At 76.3% G+C, this 2933-nt stretch carries 2 protein-coding genes; both read right to left on the minus strand.

Annotated features, from left to right (window positions below; translation table 11 throughout):
• On the minus strand, positions 1–1459 hold a 1459-nt coding region (locus ACXJKQ_RS14405), incomplete at its 3' end, for a magnesium chelatase subunit D (RefSeq protein WP_457106503.1).
• Between the two features lie 405 nt (positions 1460–1864).
• Positions 1865–2875, minus strand: coding sequence for a magnesium chelatase ATPase subunit I (gene bchI / locus ACXJKQ_RS14410; protein ID WP_457106504.1), 1011 nt, complete (start codon positions 2873–2875; stop codon positions 1865–1867).
• Between the last annotated feature and the right edge of the window lie 58 nt (positions 2876–2933).

Here is a 2933-nt window from a genome sequence, read left to right on the forward strand (position 1 = left end):
CCCCCGACCGGGCGACGTTGGCGCGCCCGTCGGTCAGCAGCACGATCGCCGGGCGGCTTCCGCCGCGGCGCACACCCAGCGCCACCGCGACGGCCGCGTCGATCCCGGCCGCGAGGGGCGTCCCGCCCCCGCCCGGCAGCCCCGAGAGGCCGCGCTTGGCCCGGGTCAGCGAGCGCGTCGGCGGCAGGATCAGTTCGGCGCCGGCGCCGCGGAACGCCACGAGCGCCACCCGGTCGCGCCGGACATAGGCCTCGGCCAGCAGCAGCTCGACCGCGCCCTTGGCCTCGGCCAGCCGCTCCAGGGCGGCCGAGCCCGAGGCATCGACGCAGAACACCGTGGTGGTCTCGGTCCGCTGCTTGAGGATCCGGATCCGCAGATCGTCCCGCCGCACCACGATGCGGCGCGTCTCCTCCGCGCCGCGCCGCAGGGCCTGCCAGGGCGCCGCCGTCCGCAGGGTGGCGAGCAGGTCCAGGCGTCCCCGCCGCGGATCGCCCCGCCGGCTGCCGATCGGGCGCCCGGTCCGGGCCGCGGCCGCCTGCCCGACGCGGCCGGCCTTTACGGCCGGGAGACGCGGCGCACCCGCCAGCAACTGGTCGAGGAGGTTCGGCGGGATCGCGGCGCGTACCGCCTCCAGCACGACGTCGTCGGGTGCCTCTGCGGCGGCCGGATCCGATGCCTCCGCGTCGGGCGGCTCGGGCGGCTCGGGCGGCGGCGCCTCCGCGGTCTCGGGGGTGGACTGCTCCGGTGCGGGCAGGCGCGTGGCGCGCGGCGCCAGGACGAGGCGCCCGGCCGCCACGATCTCCGCTTGGCCGACCGGCCGGTCCACCGCGAGGGCGCGCGCCACGCGCGCTGCCAGGATCGGGCCGCGCAGCGACGCGACCCCGAAGGCCTCGCCCAGGGCGCAGAGGCTGCCGACCGGGTCCGGTTCCGGGATGCCCGGGGTGGGTTCCGGTTCGGGCGCCGAGGCCTCCGTGAGTCCGAGGCCGCTCAGGTCGATCCGGAAGGCGAGGCGATCCGCCAGCGCCTCGGCCACCGTCTCGTCCGCCTCGCCCTCGTCGAGGAGGATCAGGCCGAACTTGGCGCCGCGGTCCGAGACCGTGCCGGTGTCGAGGGCGGCCGCGAGCCGCGACGCGGTGCCCGGCGGCAACCGCTCGGCCATGGGGACGACGACGATCCCGCCATCGGCCTCCACCAGCAGGCCGGCCCGCGCGACGGGACGACCCGTCGCCAGGGTCGCGGCGAGGTCGAGGCCGCCGAGCAGGCCGTCGTCGCCGATCCGGGGCGGCAGCCGCCGCCAGGGCGTCCCGGCAGGCAGCGCGTCCCGCAGGGTCTGGAGCCAGCGCTCGCGTACCGGACCGGGTGCGGCGCGCACCACCGCGCCGCCGAGCCCGTGCGGGTCGGCGGCGAGCAGACAGGCGGCCAGGCGGGCGTCGGCCCAGGGATCAGGCGTGGTCTCCATCCCCTCTGCGGAGCCTTGTTGGTCACGCATCAGCGTGTGCAGGGCGCAACCGGCCCCCTCTCCCGCGCGGGCGACGATGGTCACGCATCCGGGTCGAACACGGGCGCTGGCGGCCGAGCGCGACGCGCCCCCTCTCTGGTGCGGGAGTGGGTTGGGGTGAGGGGCGGGACGCGTCAGGATCACGCACGCGATCGACGTGCGGGTCCGTCGCGCTTTCTGCGGATGCCGCGCATCCCTCACCCTGTCCCTCTCCCGACGGATCTCGGGCCTGCCCGAGATCCGCACCGAGGAGCCCAAGTCGGGCCAGCCCGACTTGGGTGGAGAGGGGACCCGCGCCCGGTCCTGAAGCCGCGCGGCCCGGGCCGCGGGCTGGGTTCGTTCGCGCGGCGGATGCTGGCGCGCCCGTCACGCAAACATCTCCGCCAGCGCCCGCTCCACCCGGGCGGTGGATCCGGATTCGTCCAGCGGGTTGCGGCGCAGGCGGTGGCGCAGGGAGGCCGGGGCGATGCGGCGGATGTGGTCGTCGGTGACGATCTCGGCGCCGTCGAGGGCGGCGAGAGCCCGGGCGGTGCGCATCAGGGTCAGCTCGCCGCGCAGGCCGTCGGTGCCCAGCGCCAGGCAGAGCCGCGCCGCGCGCTCCAGGGCGGCATCCGGCACGGCCACGCCCGGCAGGCGCTCCCGCGCCAGCAGGATCCGCTTCTGGATCTTCCTCTCCTCGCCGGCGCGCGCGGCGCAGAAGGCGGCCGGGTCGCGCTCGTAGGCGTCGCGGGCGCGGACCACCGCGATCCGGGTGGGGATGTCCTTCGGGGTCGCGACCTCGCAGGCGAGGCCGAACCGGTCGAGGAGCTGCGGGCGCAGCTCCCCCTCCTCCGGATTTCCGGAGCCGACCAGGACGAACCGTGCCGGATGGCGCAGAGACAGCCCCTCGCGCTCGACCGTGTTGACGCCCGAGGCCGCGACGTCGAGCAGCAGGTCGACGAGGTGATCCTCCAGGAGGTTGACCTCGTCGATGTACAGGAAGCCGCGGTTGGCCCGGGCGAGCAGCCCCGGCTCGAAGGCCTTCACCCCGGCGCCGAGCGCCCGCTCCAGGTCGAGGGTGCCGACCACCCGGTCCTCGGTGGCGCCCAGCGGCAGGTCCACCACCGGCACCGATTGTTTGTGACTCTTGCGCGGGCTTCCCTGCGCGCAGTGCGGACAGGACTCCGCCGGGCTGTCGGGGTCGCAATTGTACGGGCAGCCGACCACCGCCCGCATCGGCGGCAGCAGGGCGGCGAGCGCCCGGATCGCCGTGGACTTGCCGGTGCCGCGGTCGCCGAAGACCAGCACGCCGCCGACCGCCGGGTCCACCGCCGCGATCAGCAGGGCCTGGCGCATCTCGTCCTGGCCGACGATGGCCGAGAAGGGAAAGGTGGGCACGCAGAACTCGCACTGTGCCCCCCTCTCCTCCCCGCGGATCTCGGACTCGTCCGAGATC

The sequence above is a fragment of the Methylobacterium sp. P5_C11 genome, from assembly GCF_054049775.1.